Raw genomic sequence first — 18,067 nt, 5'->3', positions numbered from 1 at the left:
ATAGGGGGAATAAACAAATGGCATCTGAATCACAAGTAACCGCAAGTGAAAGCGGTCTTGATCATATAAAAGTAACACCCGTAATCATCTCTTTTGTGGTAGCCGGGTTTATCGGGTTATTCAGTGAAACAGCTTTAAATATGGCGTTAAGCCATTTAATTCATAGTCTGGGAATCCACGAAACGACAGCACAATGGCTGACAACGGGGTATTTGCTTACCCTCGGGATCCTGGTTCCTGTATCCGGCATTATTCTGCAATGGTTCACGACCCGGCAGCTGTTTATTACTTCACTGATATTTTCAATTGTAGGTACATTTATAGCCGCTATAGCACCTGCCTTCAGCGTATTGATGATCGCACGCGTTGTGCAGGCACTTGGAACCGCATTGCTGTTGCCGCTCATGTTTAATACGATCTTATTCATTGTGCCGCCTTATAAACGGGGAAAAATCATGGGGATTATAGGTTTGGTGATCATGTTTGCACCGGCAGTAGGTCCAACACTGTCCGGCCTGATTCTTAAGAATTTAACATGGCACTGGATCTTCTGGATATCTCTTCCGCTCTTAGTGATGGCCCTCATTTTTGGTCTGTTTTTTATGCAAAATGTAACAACACCAACTAAACCAAAAATTGATTTGATTTCTATCGTACTATCCTCTATTGGATTTGGCGGGATTGTATATGGATTCAGTTCTGCTGGAGAAAGCGGCGGATGGAGCAGCACGCCGGTCATTATTGCACTCGTTGTTGGTGCGATTGGCCTGCTTTTATTTGTCACTCGCCAGCTGAATATGGAAAAGCCAATGCTGAATCTGAAAGCTTTCCGCTATCCGATGTTCTCGCTTGGCGTGCTTATGGTTATTGTAAGCATGATGGTTATTTTGTCTTCCATGATCCTATTACCGCTTTACCTTCAAACTTCTTTGGCACTAAGCACGTTTGCCGCAGGGCTTCTTCTCCTTCCAGGAGGTGTGATCAATGGTCTTCTATCTCCTGTTATGGGAAGTCTTTTTGATAAATTTGGACCTAAGTGGCTCGTGATCTCCGGACTGGTGATTACCCTGGGGTCCATGCTTGGCTTTTCAAGAATCACATTGGACACAACTTCAGGAATGATTGTCATTCTGCACATTTTAATGATGGTCGGAGTTTCTATGGTGATGATGCCTGCCCAAACGAATGGCTTGAATCAGCTTCCCAAGGAATTATATCCGGACGGAACGGCGATCATGAATACCCTGCAGCAAGTGGCTGGGGCAATCGGAACCGCAGTTGCGATTTCTATTTTATCTTCTGGGGTACAGCGTTATATGGAAACAACCGATGATAAGACCAACCCGTTGAATCCGCTTCTGGCATTTACAGAAGGGGTACAGCAGGCATTTCTATTTGCGATTATCATCACGATTGTCGGATTGATCATTTCATTCTTCATCAAGCGTGTAAAAGTCTATCGAGAAGCATAATGATGTTTAGAGTGAGTGCCCTTGGCGCTCACTCTTTTTTCTCATCAAATTTTAATCTTTCTCCAAAGTTGTTCTAATGTGGCATGGGTAGGATTTAATTATAACCACTAAGGAGGAATATAGGATGAAAAAGAAAACGAAAATGATGACAGGTGCATTGGCTTTATCTCTTGTAACAGGAGGAGGTGCGTACAGCTATACTGCACATGCTGCCAATTCCAATTCAGGCGCGAACGTGGAAGACGCTGTTTTCAAGGCGCTGGAGAAGGGAAGCGGAACTCCCGTAAGCTTTGAGATTGATAAAGAAAAGGGGAAGGAATTTTATGAAGTCAGCCTTCAAGGAAAAGAAAATGAATCTGAGCTGACCATCCAGGCAGACTCCGGTGAAGTGGTTTCTGTGGAGAAAGAAGCCCTTGAAAAGGATGACGTAGTATCACCACCTAAAATTGATTTGACAGAAGCAGCGAACATTGCAAAGGAAAAAGGCAAAGGAACGTTAATGGAAATTGAATTGGACAATGAATCAGGGAAACTTCTTTATGAAGCAGAAGTAAAGACAAAAACAAAGGAAACCGAGTTGACTATAGATGCAAATACAGGCAAAGTGATCAGCATGGAAAGTAAGTCTGGGGATGAAGATTAAGAAATAAAAATCTGAAGCTTATCGTTGATTTTGGTTAACCCGCATACTACAGTTGAGAAAAGATCGTGGAAAAACAAGGAGGCTCATCTTGGACCCGGTAAACATCTTAATTATAGAAGACGAAAAGAAAATCGCCCGCATTCTGGGACTGGAATTGGAGTTTGAAGGATATCAATACGATATTTCCTACGATGGGCTTGAGGGGTTAGCCAAAGCGACGAAGCAGGAGTGGGACTTGATCCTGCTTGATGTCATGATCCCACAAATGAGTGGTATGGAGGTGCTGAGGCGTTTACGAGCGGCTAAAAATGCAACGCCGGTCATTTTGCTGACAGCCCGCGATTCGATACCGGACATTGTAAGCGGTCTTGATCTCGGAGCCAATGACTATGTCACCAAGCCTTACCAGACTGAGGAGCTGCTGGCCAGGATCCGAACCGCCCTAAGGTTTAAAGGAGCGAAGGAAAAATCCTCAGAAGACCTCTTTACCATCTCAGATTTGAAAGTAAATGGAAAATCGCGGTCCGTGAAAAGGGGAACCCGGGAGATTGAACTGACAAGAAGAGAATTCGACCTTTTAAGCTATCTTGTGAAAAACAAAAATCAAGTGCTCACCCGTGATCAAATCCTTACCGAAGTCTGGGGATTTGATTATTATGGTGACACCAATGTGGTGGATGTTTATATCCGTTATCTGCGCAAAAAGTTGGGCGATCATGAACAAGAGGATCTGATCCACACGGTCCGGGGAGTGGGTTATTGTATAAGGAGCAGCAACGGTGAAAATTAAAACCAAGATTCAAATGCTTTCTACGGTATGGCTTTTTATTATGATCCTGATCATCAACTCGTGTATTTACTTTATGTTTTATAAACTATCAACGGAATCGGAAAGAGACCGGCTGACAAGGCAAACAGAAATCATCGCTCAGGCGGTAAAGCCTCATTTGTCATCAAGGGCTGACGCGGTTGATCTCTTGAGAGCTTACATTCCCTCCAATGGGATGATTCGTATTATTTCAGGAAGTAACAACGCTGTCCTTGTCATCGAAAAAGATAACCATCAGCTCACAGATCTGAGACCTCGTTTTACCAGCAGCCAATCTGCTGACATTGTTAAAAATGATGGAAAGCTTTCTATTCAAAGTACGATTCCATTGATCTGGAGCGACGGAAATGTAGTGACGCTGGAAGTAGTTGAAGGGTTGAGCCTGGTGGAGGAGAATTTGTATACCCTGCGCTGGGTTTTGGTGGCTGCATCACTCGCCATTTTATTCCCTTCAATAGCAAGCGGCAGAATTCTGGGGAATTTAATCCTCAAGCCTATTGGGACCATGGTTGGAACGATGAAGGAAGCACAAAAAGAGCGTTCCTATAAAAAGATTCCACTTGCATACCGTTCCAAGGATGAACTTTATACCATGGCGGTCACGTATAACCATTTAATGGACCGGCTGCAGGAAAACTATGAAAAGCAGCAGCAGTTTGTTTCCGATGCCTCCCATGAATTAAAAACACCGCTAACCATCATTCAAAGTTATGCACAGCTGCTGAAACGCCGCGGTTTGGAAAGGCCAGACCTCTTCCAGGAAGCCGTGGATGCGATTGATGCGGAAGCCGTTCATATGAAAGAGATGACACAGCAATTATTAAAGGTGGCGATAAGCACGTCAGATTTTCAGCTGCCAGCTGAAAAGATAGAACTCAATGCATTTTGCGGGCAATCCATCTCTTCATTTTCTGCCATACACAATAGAGATTTTCAGTTTTATCCCATGAAGGAGCGGCCGATGGTCTGGGCAAACCGGGAAGGGTTAAAGCAAATCCTCTTTATTCTGTTGGACAATGCTCAAAAATACAGCAAGGAACACATCGAGGTAACCGTAGGCAGTGAAGGCCCTTCGGCTACTATAACGATTAGGGACCATGGAGAAGGGATTCCGGAAAAAGATTTGTCCCATGTTACGGAGCGGTTTTACCGGGTGGATAAAGCACGAAACAGAGAAACCGGGGGCAACGGTCTGGGGCTTTCCATCGCTCAGCAGATGATTCAAAACATGAATGGCAACATGCGCATTCATAGTAAAGAAGGCGAAGGAACAACTGTAACTTTGTTGTTGAAAAAGGCAGTGGAGGGCGGGATTGAGGAGAGAGTATGACGGCAAAAAAGAGATGGTTGGTCGGGATGGTAACCCTAGTAATTTTGGCCGGAGTGGGAATAGGATATTACCTGAATGTCCGGGATAAGAATCAAACGCTAAGTCAGTTGCAAGCCGAGGAGCTTGTAAAAGCAACCTACGATGGAAATGTAAAGCGAACCCGGCTGGTGAACGAAAAGTATTTCGATATCCTGCTTGATGGTGCAAAAGGGCAATACACCATTCATGCGGATGCAAAAACAGGAAACATTTTATCCATCCAGAAAATAAACAATCAGGGCGGGAAGAAGGTTGATCGTGAACAAAAGGGAAATCCTTCTGTGAAAATAACGGAACAGGAAGCAAAAATGATTGCAGCTAAAGAAATAAAAGGTAAAATCGATGATGTGGAGCTTAAAGGAGTGGGTTCCGATCAGGTGTACGAGGTGGAAGTGAATACGAAAACCAAAGAAGCCAAGGTGTATGTTAACGTCTACACGGGAAAAGTCGGTGCCATTGTCTGGGACGACGATAATGATTGAATGTGAAAAAGACCTCAGTTCAAAGCAAGTATTTTTAATTGTGACTCTTGAATGCTGCAATTTCTCTTTCCAGACGCTCTACTTTTTCAGCCCTTTAAGGCTTTCAGTGCCATATAACCGCAAAGATTACGGTCAATTTAATAAATAAGAGAAAAAAATGAGAGCCTCAGCTAGTTGAGGCTCTCATTTTTTTATTTAACCTGCTGGGCATTAAATACTTTTACATCCAGTGGACGGATCAAATAGTTTTGGGCTTTGCCTACAAACTCAGTGAAATGGCTGCTCTTGTTGTGAGCGTCTACTGCCTCTAAGTCTTTCCATCCTTCTACCATTAGATAAGCACTGTCTTCGACTGTATCTTTAAAAAGATCATAGGAAACGTTGCCGATCTCCTCCTGAGAGGCGGAGATCAGCTGCTGTACTTCTTCAAGAAATTCTTCTTCTTTTGTTGGATTAACGAACATTTTTGCGTGAATTATTATCATTTTCATTCTCCCCTTTGTAAATGTTGGTTTATTTCCATTCTGCCACTTTTTCAACAGGTAAGCGAACAGATTGGTATCCGGGATTTGCTGCTTTACCAATAGAAACCAGCATAACTGGTACATATCGTTCCTTGTCCAATCCGAAAGCTTCAGCAATTTGATCTTTTTCATAACCGCCAATTGGGCATGTATCATAGCCATGCGCACGGGCAGCCAGCATAAGGCTCATGGATACAATTCCGCCATCAACGAGAACAACGTCCTTATTGTCTGCTGGATCGATGTTTTCAAAATGCGCAGAAAGCTTTTCCATCATTTGTTCTTTCACTTCTTGTGGCATAAATCCTTTTTCAACTGCAGTGCTGTAAATTTCTTCTCCGTTGTCAAAGTTGTTCAGATCGCCAAAGACAGCGATCATGGCAGCGGATGTTTCCACTTGAGAAGAATTGAATTTCGCCAAAGGCAATAGGGTTTGTTTTGCTTCGTCACTTTCAATTACAAGAAAACGCCAAGGCTGCATGTTGGTAGAAGAAGGCGCCAACGTCGCTTTTGACAGAATTTCTGTCATTTCTTCTTTGCTGATTTTAACAGAAGGGTCGTAATACCGGATGGAACGGCGTCCTGTTAAGATTTCATTATAGTCATTGATGAGTGTTGTATTCATGAGTACATTCTCCTTTATTTATGTTGTTCTATGGTGTCTAAAGGTTAACCTTCAATTTGTTCGGCGTTCTGCTGCATGCGCTGAAGCATATCAACAAGAACAGGAAGTTCTTTTTCTGTAAAGCCTTGAAGAAGGTTAGTGACAAATTGATCCTTTTCCTTTCGATAGGAAAGGATTTTGCTGCGGCCCTGCTTCGTCAAGCTTACAAGGGTGACTCGGTTGTCCTGTGGATTCTTTCGCCGGTTCACCATCCCTGAAGCCTCCAGTTGTTTTAAATGCCTGGTGACAGCTGCGTTATCAATATGCACCACTTTTTGCAGCGTTGTTTGGCTGATCTCTTCGGCATCATATAAATGCTGAAGAAGCTCCAGACGGGACTGGCTGATCCCGGTACAACGTTCAAACTTGGGACTGATCTGGTAGTGAAGCTCCCGTAATATATAAGCAATTTGCGCTTTTGACGTGCATGAATGGTCCATGGAATCTCCTCTTTCCTATCCAAAAAATAGAGTGAGGGAATAATCTTTGACACCTCAATGTTTGATACGTCAAACAATATAACGCGATTAAAATGGTTTGTCAACAAGAGTGTTTTAAAGTTAAGGATTTATTAAGCTTTACGAATTAAACTTTGTTTATACCTCAAGAAGAACAAAGCGATAATTCACCTTTAAATAGAGGAGTGTGTGATAAATGAATAAAAAAGTGAAGTGGTCTGTCATCTCCGTTAGCGCTGTGACTTTCTTTACATTCGGAGGGCTGGTTTCCAAGCATCAGACGGGCACAGCTGTACCAAATAACTCCACGCAGAACGGCAAACGGCACGCGTATCAAGATGATGACCTTAACAAAGATCAGGGCGGCTCATTCGGTTTTACAGACGGCGGCCAGCAGGATAACGATCATTTTGATCAAGGGCAATCATCTGACTGGGGACAGGATAATTTTCAGCAAGCTCCTAGCGGAGGATTTGAACAGGGGCATGGAAGTTCAGGTTCGTCGCGATGATGTTTCAAGCCATGAACAGTAAAATTATTTTGGAAGGTATGAAAATGGAGATCAAAGAGCGGATGAAAGAAGAGATATTGAGCTTTGAACAAAACGCCAGCCGTTTTATCAAGGGAAATTCGCTGGATTTTGTAAATAACGCGTCATTGCATTCACCGGTGTTTTTGAAACACGAACTGTTTGACCTGTTAAAGCGGTCATTAATACTCGCGAAGCTTGCTCATTACTATGTTCACCCTTTTGTCGGCGAGGATATGAAGAGCGCAGGGTATGTTTCCTCATTTCAAGAAAGAGAGCCATTTATGGAAAAGCCGATGACTGTTTCCTCAAATGAGCGGTCTCTTCCGTTTCGCTTGCCGATCGAGGTACTTACGGATCGCTGGATCATGAAAAAGCAGCACTTCTCTTTTGACTTTGGCGGCTTTGGAAAAGGATTTATTATTGACCGGATGAAGGAGCGTTTTTATACAAAAGCAGAGAATTGGCTGATTAATGCGGGTGGTGACCTGCTCGTTACGGGCACAATGACTGCAGGTATAGAGCATCCGGTATACATGGGACAAGATATGATTTGCCTTCAGCTAAAGGATGCTGCCCTTGCGACCTCAGGAAAGAATTATAGAAAGTGGAACAATTCGCATCACATCCTGAATGGCCGAACAGGAAAACCGGCAAACAATGGGGTCTTGCAGGCGAGTGTTATTGCGGATACCGTGATGGAGGCAGAAATGGCTGCAAAAATCTTTTGTATTCTTCCGTTTAAGGATGCGAGAGCCCTATTGCAGAAAAACCTCCCGCGGATCGCGTACTTTATTTATTTCGAAGACCATCAGCTTGTGACGGGTGGAAATCAAACATTATATAGAGAAATGGAGGTGGCACAATGAACTGGATTTGGATACTCGTACGTGTGACAGGATTGACGGCTTATTTCTTGCTTACCCTGTCTCTTCTTGCAGGAATTCTGCGCCATGTCCCGCGAAACAAAGGATTTTATCTTTCGTTTCACCAGATCATCGGCCAGGTTGCGATGCTTTTTATCGGCATTCATGCTTTTCTTCTGCTATTTGATCAGTTCCAGCCATACACGCTGGCAGAGATTTTTATTCCTTTTGCATCATCCTACGAGCCGCTTCTGTCTGCGTTGGGAACCATTGGCGCTTACTTACTGCTCATCGTTCTTTTCACATCGGATTTCATGAAGATGATCGGCCGGTCAGCATGGAAGAAAACACACTATCTTGTTTTTCCGCTTTGGCTGGTTTCCTTTTTGCACGGAATCCTGATGGGTACTGATTCATCGGCCATTTGGGCACCTGTTTTTTACTGGAGTACATTCACTGTCGTTATCGGAGGAACCGTCTATCTTGGTTCCGTCATGACCCGTTCAAAAAAACTTAGCCATTAATAAAAAAAAGCCCGCGGCAAATACCGTTGGCATTTTTTTGTTTAAAGAAGTTCAATGCCCATAATCCGGGCGATATCCTTTCGGTCACTTTCCAGCTCTTTGATACCTTTTAAGTTGGCGAGCATCCCTTGGAACACCATTTTGTTCGGTGTTTCTTTTTCGTTCTCACTCAGTAAAAATTCGATGACGCTTTTCATTTCATCCCTTTTTTCGGCCGAAAGGGGAAGGCTGTCCATTGTTTGTGCCATCGTAAAAAGGCGTTGGTGAATGGTATCCTGCAAGGACTGTTCGCTATGAAGATGCAATCGCGAAAAAAGGTTTTCCAGATTGTCGCTGGAGATCATCACCGAGTTCTTTTTCTTCAAACCCTCTACAATATCATCAAGCCGCTGAAGCAAAAACTCTGCCAATGCCTCCGGCTGGAGCAGCTGGTCATCGAAAACAAAAATACGAATGTAGGTGTTTTGCAGCCCCTGAGCCATCAGGATTAAGTCTCCCAAATGAGGGATAATACCCTCTCCATACAGTGCGAGCAGGTTTTTCTCCAGCCATTTCATAGACTTGTACTGCGTTTTCAGCATATGCTTCCGCATTTCTTCGTTGATCGTGGAATTTTGTTCCCTGAAATGCATGATGATAAAGTTTTTATGTTCTGTAAAGGAAGTAAATAGCGCAATCATCTGCCTTTTAATCGTTTCACGTGGAGGCAGGTTTTGGCCTTCGATCTCTGAAATTCTATGGGTGATTTTATCATTATAGAAATGAAAAAGCGCTACCATCAATTCTTCTTTTGAAGAAAAATAATTATAAAATGCTCCTTTAGACATTCCAGCATGATCGGTTATGTCCTGGATCGATGTTGAATGAAAACCTTTCTCCGCAAACAAAGCAATCGCAGATTCAATAATTTCGACTTTTCTTTGTTTCATCCCAAACCTCCGAGTAACTGTTTTTCTAATTAAATTGCCAAAAGATATCTATTCATTATTCGTTCTGTATAATTCCTTGCATTACAGCTGACGGTCCGATATATTTAAAACTGTTATGACCGTTCATTTATATTATAGCATAATCCGACTGGTCAGTCATTAGTGGAGGGAGCAGGAAAAATGAGTGCAATTATCCGATTCTGTTTAAAGAATAAATTTGCCGTTTGGCTGTTAACGCTGCTTGTTGTAGCGGCCGGGTTGTATTCCGGTTTAAATATGAAACTCGAGACGATGCCGAACATCAACACACCGATTGTGTCTGTATCAGCAGCATATCCAGGTGCAACTCCTGAAGAGATAGCAGATAAAGTGACCATTCCCATAGAGAAGAAGGTCAAGAATCTGTCAGGAGTGAATTCGGTCACTTCCTCTTCTTATCAAAACGTCTCATCGGTACAAATCGAATACAGTTTTGATAAAGACATGGAAAAAGCAAAAGAGGAAGTGCAAGAAGCTCTTGCCAACATTAATCTCCCCGATTCAGTGGACGATCCAAGCGTGTCACGGCAAAGCTTTAATGACCTTCCGATTTTGTCATTAAGTGTTTCCGACAAGGACAAATCGCTGAAGGATCTTACCAAAGTTGTTGAAGATGATGTCGTTCCAACCCTTGAAGGAGTGGAGGGCGTTTCATCCGTACAGGTAGCCGGACAAAACGTAGAAGAAGTCCAGCTTAATTTTAAAGACGATGAATTAAAGAAAAACGGATTGACGGAAGACAGCGTCAAGCAATTCATTAAAGGCGCTAATTCCTCGATGCCGCTAGGATTGTACAATTTTAACAACACCGAAAAATCGGTGGTTGTTGATGGGAGTATCACTACTGTAAAAGAACTGAAAAACCTTGAAATCCCGGTAACACCTCAAGCATCTGGTACAGGAGGACAGGGTCAGGGAGCCCAGCAGCAGGCGGGCGGTCAGGGAGCCCAGCAGCAGGCGGGCGGTCAGGGAGCCCAGCAGCAGACGGGCGGTCAGGGAGCCCAGCAGCAAGCTGGCGGTAAAGGAGCTTCCCAGCAGGCAGATGCAACGCTGCAAGCACAGCCAACAGATCTTCCGACTGTAAAGTTAAAAGATGTTGCTTCCATCAAAACCATCGGAAAAGCAGAGTCTATTTCAAGAACGAATGGCCAGGAATCCATCGGTCTTCAAGTGATCAAATCTGCGGATGCCAATACGGTAAATGTAGCTGATGCAGTAAATAAAGAATTAAAGCAGCTGAAAAAAGAGCACGAAGGTTTGAAGACGGTCAACGTCTTTGATCAGGCAACACCAATCAAGGATTCGGTCAGCACGATGCTGAATAAAGCGTTGATCGGCGGATTGTTTGCCATCATCATTATTCTTCTGTTTTTACGGAATTTCCGCTCTACCATTATCGCGGTCATTTCCATCCCGCTATCGCTGTTAATGGCGATTCTGGCGTTAAAACAAATGGATATCACGCTGAACATTATGACCCTTGGAGCCATGACGGTCGCCATCGGGCGGGTAGTGGATGACTCCATCGTCGTTATCGAAAATATCTACCGCAGGATGTCACTTAAAGGGGAAGAGATCCGAGGCAAGCAGCTCATTACAGCCGCTACCCGCGAAATGTTTATCCCGATCATGTCCTCCACGATTGTGACCATTGCCGTATTTTTACCATTGGGTCTAGTAAAAGGGCCCGTCGGTGAGCTCTTTATGCCGTTTGCTCTGACGATTGTTTTTGCCCTTGTGGCCTCCTTAATCGTGGCGATTACCGTCGTACCGGCTTTTGCGGATTCTTTATTCAAAAACGGACTTAGCAAAAAGAATGAAGTGGACCACGAAAAGCCTGGCGCACTTGCCGGTTTTTACAGAAGAGTATTGAACTGGTCGCTCAGCCATAAAATTGTTTCGTTCGGCCTAGCTATTCTTTTGCTTGCCGGCAGCTTGTTCCTGGTACCGAAGATCGGCGTCAGCTTCCTGCCGTCCGATGAACAGAAGATGGTCATTGCTACCTTTAATCCGGAACCAGGCCAGACGAAAAAGGAAGTGGAAGATGAAGCACGAAAAGCAGAGAAACTTCTGCTTGACCGAAACCATGTTAAAACGATCCAATATTCCGTTGGCGGGGAGAACCCGATGAACCCTGCGGCCAGCAATCAGGCCATGTTCTTTATGGAGTATGACAAAGATACGCCCAACTTTGAAAAAGAACAGAAGAAGGTCATTGACGATCTTAAGGGAACCACCGACAAAGGAGAATGGAAGGCGCAGGACTTTGGCGCTACCGGTGGAAGCAACAAGCTTGAAATCCAAGTCTACGGAAATAACATGAACGATATTAAGCCGGTAACTGAGAAGGTCCAAAAGATTCTCAACGACCGGAACGATTTGAGAAACGTTGGTTCCAGCCTTTCCAAAGCGTATCAAGAATACACTCTTGCAGCAGATCAGGAAAAGTTAACCAAGCTTGGTCTTACAGCCAGCCAGATCGGCATGGCATTGAACGATTCAGGTGATCAATCCGCCTTAACAACCCTGAAGAAAGATGGAAAAGACGTCAACGTTTATGTGAAAGTGGATAAAAACAGCTACAAGAATATTGATGATCTAACCAACAAGAAGCTGCAGTCAGCGACTGGAAAAGAAGTAGCCATCAGTGATGTCGCCAAAGTAAAAGAAGGCGAAACCGCAGATACCGTTACGCGTAAGGATGATAAGATTTATGCGAGTGTAAGCGGTGATGTGACAAGTAAGAATGTGAACAAAGTGTCCACGGATGTCCAAAAGGATATCGACAAACTGGATCTTCCGGATGGAGTGGACGTCAAGATGGGCGGCGTTACTGAGGATATTAACGAATCCTTCACTCAGCTTGGTCTGGCCATGCTTGCCGCAGTTGCAATTGTCTATTTTGTACTCGTCGTGACATTTGGCGGCGCTCTTGCACCATTTGCGATTTTGTTCTCCCTGCCATTTACCGTGATCGGTGCGCTTTTGGCACTATATATCGCGGATGAAAGCATCAGCATTTCCGCCATGATCGGCGCACTCATGCTGATCGGAATCGTGGTTACAAACGCAATCGTGCTGATTGACCGAGTGATCCATATGGAGAACGAAGGAATGCCAACGCGTGAAGCGCTCTTGGAAGCAGCTGCCACCCGTTTACGTCCGATTCTGATGACCGCATTGGCCACCATTGGTGCATTGATTCCGCTCGCCCTCGGATTTGAAGGCGGAGGCTTAATCTCCAAAGGCCTTGGCGTTACGGTTATCGGCGGTCTCACCAGCTCCACGCTGCTGACCCTGATCATCGTGCCAGTGGTTTATGAGTTTTTAATGAAATTAACAAGAAAAAACAGAAAGCGCCAAACCGCTGAATAATTGTTTTAAAAGGTCTGTCTGATTGGGGCGGGCCTTTTTTTTGTGGAGGATTATTTGAGGGGGAAGCGAATTATTGCAGAAGAGGTGATGTGAGAATGACAGTTGAAGAAATCATGAGCCAGCTGGAAGAAATGGGCTCAGAGCAAACGAAAAAAACCTTTATGAGGCATGGCGCAAAGGAACCGTTGTTTGGCGTGAAGGTAGGGGATCTTAAGAAGCTGGTTAAATACGTGAAAAAGGATCAGGAACTGGCTCTGGCGTTGTATGATACCGGTAACCATGATGCGATGTACCTCGCTGGACTTGCGGTAGATCCGTTAAAGCTGACTAAAGAGCGGCTGGAACAGTGGGTGGAAAAAGCGAATTGGTACATGCCTGCGGAGTATACTGTAGCCAATGCGGCAGCAGAAAGTCCGTTTGCGCTGGAGTTGGCACGCAAGTGGATGGACGACGACCGGGAGATGGTGGCCGTATGCGGCTGGAGCACCTATGCAGGCTATATGTCGATTACTCCGGACGAAGAACTAGACTTGCAGGAAATTCGCGGGTTGCTGAAACGGGTGGAAGATACCATCCACGGGGAACGAAATCGTGTTCGCTACGCCATGAACGGCTTTGTGATCATGGCCGGAAGTGCCGTATCCGACTTGCATGACGAAGCCTTGGCCGCAGCAGACCGGATCGGCAAGGTTGATGTAAATGTCGGCAATACCGCCTGTAAAGTCCCACTTGCTGCTGACTATATCTTAAAAGTGAAGAACCGCGGCAAGATCGGGGTGAAAAAGAAGACGTGTATTTGTTAGATTGGATGCCTGAGGGAAGGAGGTGGGGGGAAGTTGCGAACAAATGTGTCGAAATTAGTCGAAATGCATTGAGGTTAATCAGTTTGAGAATATTTAACCGGAATATGAGAAAAAAGTGACCTGTTTTGAGAATAAATAAAATTTTTTGAGAATAAATACAGGATTTTTGAGAGTAAGTTAAATTCTGGGATCTGTTCTCCCTTATAATCGTATTAAATTAAGCAAAGGGAGTGATAAAATGATCGTTAAAAAGCGGCAATTGCCGCTAATGATCTAAAATTACAATCATTGTTGCGCCGGCTGCCAAAAAATCATCCGAAAATCCCCTATATATAAGAAAATCTCGCAAAAAAGATGGCCGGGTATAGAGGAGAGCACTCCATAGACTATCCCTTAGCTTCCTGACCTTTCACAACTACTTCATACTTCACGATCTCCGTCTGCCTCATAACGATTATTTCTTTCAAATTGATACTTTGCTCATTTCCCCTAAGTTCATCCTCATGTTAGAAGTGAAAAACATCGCGAAAACATCGCCGGTAAACTATTTTTTGACCAGGAATTCCATCGAACGATGGAAGAAGTCTTTCCCGACCCGATCCTTCAAGTAAAACGGCATGAGACTCAGCTTGGAGCTTGGTTAACAAAACATAAGATTACTGAAGTTCCTATTAAATCTTTTGTAGTAATTTTAGTAATCCAAACTCCCAAATAACAATTTCTCCTGAACATAACTATCTGCGTAGAACGATCCTTCATCGGGAAGCCCTTCCACTTAAAATCACTGAATTAGATGCCTGTCATCAGGATGTTCTTACAGACAAGCAGTTAAAGAAAATAATCCGTCTTCTTATAAAACAACACAGTGAGGCAAATTCTGATATCCTGGAGCAGTTTGGCATTGGAAGACATGAACTTTTAAAAGGAGTACAGTGCAAAGATTGCGGCCTTTTACCGATGGAAAGAAGACATGGAAGCTGGTTTTGTGAAAATTGCTTTTGTACCTGCAAAAATGCTCATGTTGATGCCCTTTAAGATTATTCCTGTTAATAGGCCCAACGATTACCAACCAGCAAGCAAGGAATTTTCTTCTTATTTCTTCTGTTCATTTAACGACTCGATTACTTCGCTCTACCACCACACACCATGATGGAAATCACAAATCCACCATGTACCACCTCCCCTCCAACGACTAGCCCCCTTTTTCATTTCACTTTTCCGCTCCAATGCCGTATACTCAGATACTAAAAGGCAAAGAAATGGAGATTAGGCAAATGATTGAACAAGCACGAAACACGACTAAAGCGAGACTGCTGATCAGCTGTGGAGACCAGCCTGGGATTGTGGCGGCGGTATCCCAGTTTTTATATGGACAGGGAGCCAATATTGTGGAATCCAACCAGCATTCCACAGACCCGGAAGCGGGAATGTTCTTCATGCGCGTGGAGTTCGAAATCGATAACCTGCACGAGCGGGCGGAAGGGCTGAAACAGGCGTTTTCGAAAATCGCCTCTGAATTTAACATGGACTGGCGGTTGTCACTGGCATCCAAACGAAAAAGGACCGCCATTTTTGTTTCAAAAGAACCGCACTGTCTCCTTGAACTTTTATGGGAATATCAAAACGGGGATTTGGACGCAGATATTGCGCTTGTCATCAGCAATCATGAAACCTCAAAAGGGTTGGTGGAGTCGCTCGGCATCCCGTTTTATTACATACCGGCGAACAAGGACATTCGCCAGGAAGTGGAGGAAAAACAGCTTCAGCTGCTGGATGAATATAATATTGAACTCATCATACTGGCGCGTTACATGCAAATCTTAACGCCAAATTTTGTTTCAAAACATCCGCACCGCATTATCAACATTCATCATTCCTTCCTGCCGGCTTTTATCGGGGCCAAGCCGTATGAACGGGCGTATAACCGGGGTGTGAAGCTGATTGGTGCAACATCTCATTATGTAACCAATGACCTCGATGAAGGTCCGATCATTGAGCAGGGAGTAGAGCGCGTAAGCCATCATCATAATGCGGATGATCTGAAGAAAATTGGCCGTTCGATCGAACGAAGTGTGCTGGCGCGTGCGGTCAACTGGCATCTGCAGGATCGTGTGCTCGTTCACGAAAACAAAACCATTGTTTTTAATTAATTCAAAAAGTTTTTTAAAATAGGACTTTTTCTGCAGATATTGTCAAACTATGACATATGTACTAAAATGACCATTATTCGCAAATAATAAATAACATCCTTGTATAATATCAGTACAGTCGAATTCGGTCTGATAGTCTCTACCTGGCAGCCGTTAAATGCCGGACTACAAGGAAGTATGAATACATCAATGGATTGGTCATTTATCTTTGTTGGGAAACAACCATTTTCCCAAATGGATAATCCCATTGCCCTTGTTTTCATGCTTTCTGTCCGGTAGACGGCGAGCAGGAAATAAGGGCTTTTTATATACGGAAAAAGTGGGAGTGGTTGGTTTGTATTTTTTGATTAATCTGCTTGGCATCCTGGTTGTGGTTGGCGTTGTTTTTGCGTGTTCCCCGAACCGGAGAAATGTGAAATGGAAATCGATCGGCGTTTTGTTTGTCGTTGAGCTGCTGATTACGTGGTTTATGCTCGGAACAAAAATTGGTACGACGATCATTGACCGGTTTGCAGCTTTTTTTTCCTGGCTCATTCAATGTGCAAATGACGGTACCGCGTTTGTTTTTCCATCGGTCATGGCGAACGAAAACGTTGATTTTTTCTTTAGTGCCTTGCTTCCAATTATTTTTGTAGTTACCTTTTTTGATATTCTTTCGTATTTCGGTATCTTAACGTGGATCATTGATAAGGTCGGCTGGGTCATTTCGAAAATTTCCGGACTGCCCAAGCTTGAAAGCTTCTTCTCCATTCAGATGATGTTTCTTGGCAATACAGAGGCGCTTGCGGTGATCCGGCAGCAGCTGGTGGTGCTCAAACAGCACAGGCTCTTGACGTTTGGTTTGATGAGCATGAGCAGTATCAGCGGATCCATTATCGGGGCGTACTTAACGATGGTGCCGGCAACCTATGTATTTGCGGCGATTCCGCTTAACTGCCTGAACGCGCTGTTGCTTGCTAGTATTTTGCACCCGGTGGATGTATCGAAAGAAGAGGACGTGGTTTACGTTCCACCGAAGGAAGAAAAGAAAGATTTCTTCTCCACCATCTCAAACAGTATGCTTGTCGGTATTCGTATGGTAATTGTCATTCTCGCCATGGTCATCGGATATGTGGCATTAACGTCTGCGGTAAACGGCATTCTCGGCTTTTTCATCCATGGTCTTACGATTCAAAAAATATTCTCATTCATCTTCAGTCCGTTTGCGTTCCTGCTGGGGCTTCCTAAACATGATGCTTTATACGTGGCAAAATTAATGGGTATTAAACTTGCAACCAATGAATTCGTGGCCATGATGGATTTGAAAACACAATTGAAATCACTCCCGCCGCACACCGTGGCGGTTGCCACAACCTTCTTAACATCATTTGCGAACTTTAGTACGGTCGGTATGATTTATGGAACGTACAACTCTATCCTCGGAGAAGAAAAGTCTGTGGTGATCGGTAAGAACGTGTGGAAACTGCTTGTGAGCGGAATGGCCGTTTCGCTGTTAAGTGCGATGCTTGTTGGACTTTTTGTTTGGTAAAAATAAAAGAAGACCTTTCGGAATTATTATCCGAAAGGTCTTTTTTTCATTTTTTTAATTGACAGTTAACAAACGATATCATAATATGTTTGTAAATAAGTAAACGTTAATAGGAGTTGTTTATTAAATGGTTATATCTGATCGTTTTTGGGAAGCCCCCCTTGAGGACCTGAAAAAAGGGTATCTCGAAGAAAAGGAACAATTTGTTTGTCTGCTCTGCGGAAATCAAGTAGAGAAGGGCATTATTTATCCACAGGACAACACCTTATATGAAGCAGAAAAATTCATGAACCTTCATATTCAAAGAGAACATGGATCGGTTTTTGATTATCTAATCGGTCTTAATAAAAAGCTGACCGGACTTACGGATCATCAAAACCGGCTGCTGCGTCTTTTTTATGAAGGAAAAAATGACAACGAAATCAAGCAGGTGATGGAAGTCGGAAGTACCTCCACCATCCGGAACCACCGGTTTGTTTTAAAGGAAAAAGAACGACAGGCGAAAATGCTGCTGACACTGATGGAACTTCTGAAGGAAAAGGATGAGCATGCGCCATCACTGATCCCCCCTCACCAGACGGCCACCATGGTGGATGACCGGTACAATGTGACGAAAGAAGAGCAGGAGAAGATGCTTAAAAAGTATTTTATAGAGGGAAGCAAGTCATTAAAAACTTTTCCGGCAAAAGAAAAGCAAAAGCTTGTGGTTTTGCGTGAAATCTCAACCTTATTTCATCCAAAAGAGACCTACGCTGAAAAGGATGTCAATGAAGTATTAAAAAGTGTGTATTACGATTTTGTCACGTTGCGAAGATACATGATCGAGTATGGGTTTCTGGATCGAAAACCGGATGGAAGCGCCTATTGGCTGAAAAAATAAAAG

General features: G+C 43.8%; 17 protein-coding genes, 1 pseudogene and 1 riboswitch. Of the genes and pseudogenes, 14 read left to right on the top strand and 4 right to left on the bottom strand.

The annotated features are described in order from the left end of the window. Nucleotides 1–17: 17 nt before the first annotated feature. From BLT53_RS13690 to BLT53_RS13670, 5 genes are all read left to right on the top strand, one after another. The gene (locus BLT53_RS13690; protein WP_090235588.1) at nt 18–1,472 is read left to right on the top strand and encodes a DHA2 family efflux MFS transporter permease subunit; all 1,455 of its coding nucleotides are present in this window, start codon (nt 18–20) and stop codon (nt 1,470–1,472) included. Between the two features lie 124 nt (nt 1,473–1,596). Next, complete coding sequence (locus BLT53_RS13685; protein ID WP_090235587.1) at nt 1,597–2,115, top strand: PepSY domain-containing protein; 519 nt, start codon at nt 1,597–1,599, stop codon at nt 2,113–2,115. A gap of 88 nt (nt 2,116–2,203) precedes the next feature. Further along, nucleotides 2,204–2,905, top strand: coding sequence for a response regulator transcription factor (locus tag BLT53_RS13680; RefSeq protein ID WP_090235586.1), 702 nt, complete (start codon nt 2,204–2,206; stop codon nt 2,903–2,905). After that, complete coding sequence (locus tag BLT53_RS13675) at nt 2,895–4,274, top strand: sensor histidine kinase (protein WP_090235584.1); 1,380 nt, start codon at nt 2,895–2,897, stop codon at nt 4,272–4,274. Before BLT53_RS13680 ends, BLT53_RS13675 begins: the two co-directional genes overlap by 11 nt. Further along, entirely contained in the window at nt 4,271–4,795 is a 525-nt protein-coding gene (locus BLT53_RS13670) for a PepSY domain-containing protein (RefSeq protein WP_090235583.1), read from the top strand. Before BLT53_RS13675 ends, BLT53_RS13670 begins: the two co-directional genes overlap by 4 nt. A 191-nt stretch (nt 4,796–4,986) precedes the next feature. Here the strand turns inward: BLT53_RS13670 and BLT53_RS13665 are convergent, their stop codons facing one another. From BLT53_RS13665 to BLT53_RS13655, 3 genes are read right to left on the bottom strand one after another with little or no spacing between them, the layout of a single operon-like run. Next, complete coding sequence (locus BLT53_RS13665; protein ID WP_090235581.1) at nt 4,987–5,280, bottom strand: putative quinol monooxygenase; 294 nt, start codon at nt 5,278–5,280, stop codon at nt 4,987–4,989. Nucleotides 5,281–5,308: 28 nt separating this feature from the next. Next, on the bottom strand, nt 5,309–5,944 hold the full coding sequence (locus BLT53_RS13660) for a nitroreductase family protein (protein ID WP_090235579.1): 636 nt from the start codon (nt 5,942–5,944) through the stop codon (nt 5,309–5,311). A 44-nt stretch (nt 5,945–5,988) separates the two neighbouring features. After that, entirely contained in the window at nt 5,989–6,423 is a 435-nt protein-coding gene (locus BLT53_RS13655; protein WP_090235578.1) for a MarR family winged helix-turn-helix transcriptional regulator, read from the bottom strand. 214 nt (nt 6,424–6,637) lie between these two features. Here BLT53_RS13655 and BLT53_RS13650 point away from each other — a divergent pair, with 214 nt between their 5' ends. Genes BLT53_RS13650 through BLT53_RS13640 form a run of 3 tightly spaced genes read left to right on the top strand, consistent with a single transcriptional unit; the run spans nt 6,638 to nt 8,360 of the window. Beyond that, entirely contained in the window at nt 6,638–6,952 is a 315-nt protein-coding gene (locus BLT53_RS13650; RefSeq protein WP_090235577.1) for a hypothetical protein, read from the top strand. An 11-nt stretch (nt 6,953–6,963) separates the two neighbouring features. Continuing rightward, nucleotides 6,964–7,839 (top strand): FAD:protein FMN transferase, encoded by an 876-nt coding sequence (locus BLT53_RS13645; RefSeq protein ID WP_170834346.1) that lies wholly within the window; start codon nt 6,964–6,966, stop codon nt 7,837–7,839. Then, nucleotides 7,836–8,360, top strand: coding sequence for a ferric reductase-like transmembrane domain-containing protein (locus tag BLT53_RS13640; protein ID WP_090235575.1), 525 nt, complete (start codon nt 7,836–7,838; stop codon nt 8,358–8,360). The genes BLT53_RS13645 and BLT53_RS13640 overlap by 4 nt, the downstream gene beginning before the upstream one ends. Nucleotides 8,361–8,401: 41 nt before the next feature. On the opposite strand, the gene BLT53_RS13635 is transcribed toward BLT53_RS13640, so the two are convergent. Then, complete coding sequence (locus BLT53_RS13635) at nt 8,402–9,289, bottom strand: TetR/AcrR family transcriptional regulator (protein WP_090235573.1); 888 nt, start codon at nt 9,287–9,289, stop codon at nt 8,402–8,404. Between the two features lie 180 nt (nt 9,290–9,469). Here BLT53_RS13635 and BLT53_RS13630 point away from each other — a divergent pair, with 180 nt between their 5' ends. The 6 genes and pseudogenes from BLT53_RS13630 to BLT53_RS13605 all read left to right on the top strand — a co-directional run bounded on the left by BLT53_RS13630 (nt 9,470) and on the right by BLT53_RS13605 (nt 18,064). Further along, nucleotides 9,470–12,703 carry an efflux RND transporter permease subunit gene (locus BLT53_RS13630; protein WP_090235572.1) on the top strand — a complete coding sequence of 1,078 codons (3,234 nt, stop codon included), beginning with the start codon at nt 9,470–9,472 and terminating at the stop codon, nt 12,701–12,703. A gap of 95 nt (nt 12,704–12,798) precedes the next feature. Next, on the top strand, nt 12,799–13,506 hold the full coding sequence (locus BLT53_RS13625; protein WP_090235571.1) for a DNA alkylation repair protein: 708 nt from the start codon (nt 12,799–12,801) through the stop codon (nt 13,504–13,506). Nucleotides 13,507–13,907: 401 nt separating this feature from the next. Continuing rightward, nucleotides 13,908–14,221: pseudogene (locus tag BLT53_RS25790) on the top strand (nuclease-related domain-containing protein). 559 nt (nt 14,222–14,780) lie between these two features. After that, the gene (gene purU, locus BLT53_RS13615; RefSeq protein WP_425284681.1) at nt 14,781–15,656 is read left to right on the top strand and encodes a formyltetrahydrofolate deformylase; all 876 of its coding nucleotides are present in this window, start codon (nt 14,781–14,783) and stop codon (nt 15,654–15,656) included. Nucleotides 15,657–15,735: 79 nt separating this feature from the next. Further along, nucleotides 15,736–15,844, top strand: a riboswitch (purine riboswitch). Between the two features lie 146 nt (nt 15,845–15,990). Further along, the gene (locus BLT53_RS13610; protein ID WP_090235567.1) at nt 15,991–17,184 is read left to right on the top strand and encodes a nucleoside transporter C-terminal domain-containing protein; all 1,194 of its coding nucleotides are present in this window, start codon (nt 15,991–15,993) and stop codon (nt 17,182–17,184) included. A gap of 127 nt (nt 17,185–17,311) precedes the next feature. Next, entirely contained in the window at nt 17,312–18,064 is a 753-nt protein-coding gene (locus BLT53_RS13605) for a DUF2087 domain-containing protein (RefSeq protein WP_090235565.1), read from the top strand. Nucleotides 18,065–18,067 lie beyond the last annotated feature (3 nt).

The sequence above is a fragment of the Fictibacillus solisalsi genome, assembly GCF_900103485.1.
In the GTDB taxonomy this organism is placed as follows: Bacteria; Bacillota; Bacilli; order Bacillales; family Fictibacillaceae; genus Fictibacillus_C; species Fictibacillus_C solisalsi.
Note: the sequence above shows the minus strand (reverse complement) of the source record. Positions and strands in the feature narration are given on the sequence as shown.

Excerpts from the sequence above, each read along its gene's own strand:
- BLT53_RS13690 (WP_090235588.1), top strand. The coding sequence starts at position 18 with ATGGCATCTGAATCACAAGTAACCGCAAGTGAAAGCGGTCTTGATCAT.
- BLT53_RS13685 (WP_090235587.1), top strand. The coding sequence starts at position 1,597 with ATGAAAAAGAAAACGAAAATGATGACAGGTGCATTGGCTTTATCTCTT.
- BLT53_RS13670 (WP_090235583.1), top strand. The coding sequence starts at position 4,271 with ATGACGGCAAAAAAGAGATGGTTGGTCGGGATGGTAACCCTAGTAATT.
- BLT53_RS13665 (WP_090235581.1), bottom strand. The coding sequence starts at position 5,280 with ATGATAATAATTCACGCAAAAATGTTCGTTAATCCAACAAAAGAAGAA.
- BLT53_RS13660 (WP_090235579.1), bottom strand. The coding sequence starts at position 5,944 with ATGAATACAACACTCATCAATGACTATAATGAAATCTTAACAGGACGC.
- BLT53_RS13655 (WP_090235578.1), bottom strand. The coding sequence starts at position 6,423 with ATGGACCATTCATGCACGTCAAAAGCGCAAATTGCTTATATATTACGG.
- BLT53_RS13650 (WP_090235577.1), top strand. The coding sequence starts at position 6,638 with ATGAATAAAAAAGTGAAGTGGTCTGTCATCTCCGTTAGCGCTGTGACT.
- BLT53_RS13645 (WP_170834346.1), top strand. The coding sequence starts at position 6,964 with ATGAACAGTAAAATTATTTTGGAAGGTATGAAAATGGAGATCAAAGAG.
- BLT53_RS13640 (WP_090235575.1), top strand. The coding sequence starts at position 7,836 with ATGAACTGGATTTGGATACTCGTACGTGTGACAGGATTGACGGCTTAT.
- BLT53_RS13635 (WP_090235573.1), bottom strand. The coding sequence starts at position 9,289 with ATGAAACAAAGAAAAGTCGAAATTATTGAATCTGCGATTGCTTTGTTT.
- BLT53_RS13630 (WP_090235572.1), top strand. The coding sequence starts at position 9,470 with ATGAGTGCAATTATCCGATTCTGTTTAAAGAATAAATTTGCCGTTTGG.
- BLT53_RS13625 (WP_090235571.1), top strand. The coding sequence starts at position 12,799 with ATGACAGTTGAAGAAATCATGAGCCAGCTGGAAGAAATGGGCTCAGAG.
- purU (WP_425284681.1), top strand. The coding sequence starts at position 14,781 with ATGATTGAACAAGCACGAAACACGACTAAAGCGAGACTGCTGATCAGC.
- BLT53_RS13605 (WP_090235565.1), top strand. The coding sequence starts at position 17,312 with ATGGTTATATCTGATCGTTTTTGGGAAGCCCCCCTTGAGGACCTGAAA.